This is a genomic window from Oerskovia sp. NPDC060287, from assembly GCF_042726775.1.
In the GTDB taxonomy this organism is placed as follows: domain Bacteria; phylum Actinomycetota; class Actinomycetes; order Actinomycetales; family Cellulomonadaceae; genus Oerskovia; species Oerskovia merdavium.
In genome coordinates this window covers 1-3,639 of the sequence record NZ_JBHXBO010000332.1, presented here as the reverse complement: position 1 = coordinate 3,639, position 3,639 = coordinate 1, and the positions used below count along the sequence as shown (strand labels likewise).

3 protein-coding genes are annotated in these 3,639 nt (G+C 73.3%); 2 read left to right on the top strand and 1 reads right to left on the bottom strand.

Annotated features, from left to right (window positions below; all coding sequences use genetic code 11):
- Positions 1–438: 438 nt before the first annotated feature.
- Positions 439–1,563, bottom strand: coding sequence for a helix-turn-helix transcriptional regulator (locus tag ACFWFR_RS18425; RefSeq protein ID WP_377624050.1), 1,125 nt, complete (start codon positions 1,561–1,563; stop codon positions 439–441).
- Between the two features lie 85 nt (positions 1,564–1,648).
- Here ACFWFR_RS18425 and ACFWFR_RS18420 point away from each other — a divergent pair, with 85 nt between their 5' ends.
- Both ACFWFR_RS18420 and ACFWFR_RS18415 read left to right on the top strand, forming a co-directional pair.
- Positions 1,649–2,701 (top strand): ATP-binding cassette domain-containing protein, encoded by a 1,053-nt coding sequence (locus ACFWFR_RS18420; RefSeq protein WP_377624049.1) that lies wholly within the window; start codon positions 1,649–1,651, stop codon positions 2,699–2,701.
- Positions 2,698–3,591, top strand: coding sequence for an ABC transporter permease (locus ACFWFR_RS18415; RefSeq protein WP_377624048.1), 894 nt, complete (start codon positions 2,698–2,700; stop codon positions 3,589–3,591). The genes ACFWFR_RS18420 and ACFWFR_RS18415 overlap by 4 nt, the downstream gene beginning before the upstream one ends.
- The last annotated feature ends 48 nt before the right edge of the window (positions 3,592–3,639 follow it).

The window sequence follows — 3,639 nt, the reverse complement described above, 5'->3', positions numbered from 1 at the left end:
ATTGGCATTAACTATCAAGCACACTGTTGAGTTCTCAAGCAACCGACACGCACCGACTCCAACCCGTTTCCAGGCCTTCACTCGGGGCAACTTCTTAAACCTACCAGACCGGCTTCTTCGTTTCAAACCCGGCCGAACCGGGTCAAAACTGGAAGATCGGCTCCGTCGTCCGTCCTGGAGGCGCGAGGCGACCAGTTCAAGATCTCGGATTCCAACCCCGGGAACAGCCACTTCGCGGCGGCTCCGAGGAGCTTCGCAGTGGTGTCTGTTTCTCCCTGCCGGGCTGACTTCGAGAACATTACGGGGACGTGAACCCCCAGGTCAACCTGGCCGGAGGTGACCCCGGTCACCGCCGCTCCGGACCGTCCGCGCCCTCGCCCCGCGAGCTCCTGCGCGTCCGCCCCGACGCCCCGCCGTTCCACCAGCGCCGAGCCACGCTCACCGGTTCTCGAGCGCTCCCCGGTACCGCTCTCCCAGCTCACGCACCGCGTCGCGCAGCTCCTGGGGGCCGACCACCTCGAACGGCACGTCGAACATCCCGACCCACGCCGCGAGGCCGCGCCAGGACCACGAGCCGGCGACCAGACGGGACCTGTCCGGACCGATCGCCTCGACCACGCCCTGGTCCCCGACCCACGGCGCCAGCGCGTCTGCCCGTGCGTGCAGCACCACCTCGCCCTCGACGGGCCACCGGGGGCGCGAGAAGACGTGCGCGACGTACGTGGCGACGTCGGGCTCCTTCCCTCTTCCCTGCCTGTCGCGCCCGCGCGCCCCACCTGCCTGCGCGCCCGCGCCTGGACCGTCCCCGCTCCCCCGGCCGTCCTCCTCGCCCGCCGCGCCCCGCGCGCCGCTCCGGACCGAGCCCGCACCGACCGGCACGGCCGGCAGCGCCCGGTGCGCGAACCGGGGCCCTGTCGGGCTCCTCGGCGTCATGCGGTCGACGCGGAACGTCCGCCAGTCCTCGCGCTCGAGGTCCCACGCGACGAGGTACCAGCGGCCTCCCCACGTCACGAGGTGATGGGGTTCGACCCGCCGCGGGGGCCGGAAGGCCGCGTCGCCCGAGCCGAGCAGGGGCGAGGACCCGCCGTCGTAGTCGAAGCGCAGCACCTCGCGTGCCCGCACCGCGCTCCCCACCGCGACCAGCACGGACGGGTCCACGACCGGCCGAGCCACGTCGCGCGCGGACCGGACGGCGGTCACCTCGAGCGCGTCGATGCGCCCGCGCAGCCGCGCCGGCATGACCTGGCGGATGGTCGCGAGCGCACGCCGCGCGGGTTCCTCGATCCCACCCACCTGGGCCGTCCGGAGGGCGACCGCGACCGCGACGGCCTGCTCGTCGTCGAACAGCAGGGGCGGGAGCTCGGCGCCCGCGTCGAGGCGGTACCCGCCGTCGGGCCCCTTGGTCGCGCGCACGGGGTAGCCGAGCTCGCGCAACCGGTCGACGTCGCGCCGCACCGTGCGCGGGCTGACGTGCAACCGGTCTGCGAGGGCCTCCCCCGGCCAGTCCCGACGGGCCTGGAGCAGGGAGAGCAGGGCGAGGAGGCGGGCCGAGGTCTCGAGCATGCTCCCAGCGTCGCACGAAGTAGCGGACAGAACCTGACCTCTACCCCCGACACGATGGAGGTATCACCCACTCCTGGAGGACACCGTGATCCACACCCGCTCCCTCACGAAGGACTTCGTCGTGAGCCGCCACGAGACCGTGCACGCCGTGCGCGGCATCTCGCTCGACATCGAGCCGGGCGAGCTCGTCGCCGTCCTGGGCCCCAACGGGGCCGGCAAGACCACGACCCTGCGCATGCTGACGACGCTCATCGCGCCCACCTCGGGCAGCGCGACCGTCGCGGGGTACGACGTCGTCGCGCACCCCGCGCAGGTCCGTCACCACATCGGGTACGTCGGGCAGGGCAACGCCGCGGGCCACAACCAGCGGGCCGTCGACGAGCTCGTGACGCAGGGCGTCGTCTACGGCCTCGACCGCCGGTCGGCCCGGCGCCGCGCCGACGAGCTGTTCGAGGCGCTCGACCTGACCGCGCTGCGCACCCGCAAGGTCGCGGACCTCTCGGGCGGGCAGCGACGCCGGCTCGACGTCGCGATGGGCCTGGTCCACGCACCCTCGCTCCTGTTCCTGGACGAGCCCTCGACCGGCCTCGACCCGCACAACCGCGCCAACCTGTGGGAGCACGTCCTGCGCATGCGCGCCGACGCGCTCGCGTCGACGGGCGAGCCCATGACGATCGTCCTGACGACGCACTACCTCGACGAGGCCGACACCATGGCCGAGCGCGTCGTCGTCGTCGACCACGGCGAGGTCATCGCGGACGACACCGCGGAAGCGCTCAAGACGGACCTCGCCGGGGACCGCGTGGTCCTCGAGACCGCCGGGCCCGACGACGGCGCTCGCCTCGCACAGCTCGTCTCCCGGGCCGACGGCGTCCGGGAGGTCGGGACCGACGAGACCTCGACCGGCGGCACGCAGGTCACCGCGCGCGTCACGGACGGCCCCGCGCTGCTCCCGGCGCTGCTGCGCGCGGCCGACCACGCGGGCGTCCCGGTCGCCACGGCCCAGGTCCACCGCCCGACGCTCGACGACGTGTTCCTCGCCCTGACGGGACGCAGCCTGCGCGAGCCGGGCACCACTGACCACGCCACCGCACGGACCATCGAGGGCGCCGCGCTCTCCGGGAAGGACGCAGCATGAGCACCGTCGACACCACCACCTCCGCCGCCGGCCGTGGTGCGCCCACGGGCACGCGCCACGGTGCCGGCCCGAAGGCTGGACGTCCCGGCACCCGCCCCGGGGGCCCGGTCGCCCGCCTGGCCCGGGACACGAGCATCGTCCTGGTCCGCGAGCTGCGCCCGCTGCTCCACGACCCGTTCTCGGTCGTGTTCGGCCTGGTGCAGCCGCTCGTGTTCCTCGCACTGTTCGGCCCCCTGCTCGTCGGCACGCTCAGCGGGCAGGACGGGGGTGCGGCCGGGACGCTGGGCGGCAACGTCTGGCAGTGGTTCGTGCCGTCGATCCTCGTGATGACCACGCTGTTCGGCACCTCGACCACGGGCGCCAACCTCCAGCAGGAGCTCAACACCGGGGCGCACGAGCGCATGCTCGTCTCCCCGTTGTCCCGCCCGTCGCTGCTCGTGGGGCGCGCGCTCAAGGAGATGGTGCCGATCGCGGCGCAGTCGGTCGTGGTCGTGCTCGTGATGCTGCCGTTCGGGTTCGAGCTCTACCCCGTCGGCGCGGTGCTCGGGCTGCTCATGCTCGCGGTCTTCGGCGTCGGCATCGGGTCGCTCAGCTACGCCCTGGCCCTCGCGGTGCGCAAGCAGGAGTGGATGTTCTGGCTCGTGCAGCAGACGCTGCTCTTCCCGCTCATGATCCTGTCCGGGATGCTGCTGCCCCTCGAGACCGGGCCGGGGTGGATGCGCGCCGCTGCCCACCTCAACCCCCTGACCTACCTGGTCGACGCCGAGCGCTCGCTGTTCGCGGGCGACCTGACCTCGTCGGCCGCCGCCTGGGGATGGGTGGCCGCGGTGGTGACCGCCGCCGTCGGGCTGGCCGTGGGGATCCGGACCATGGTGCGCAGCACGGACTGACGCCGCACCAGGTTCCCGGGACGGAGAAGGGGTGGCACGCCCGCGGGC

What these genes read in the sequence shown, in the direction of transcription:
- ACFWFR_RS18415 (WP_377624048.1), top strand. Translation starts at nt 2,698, where the DNA reads ATGAGCACCGTCGACACCACCACCTCCGCCGCCGGCCGTGGTGCGCCC.
- ACFWFR_RS18425 (WP_377624050.1), bottom strand. Translation starts at nt 1,563, where the DNA reads ATGCTCGAGACCTCGGCCCGCCTCCTCGCCCTGCTCTCCCTGCTCCAG.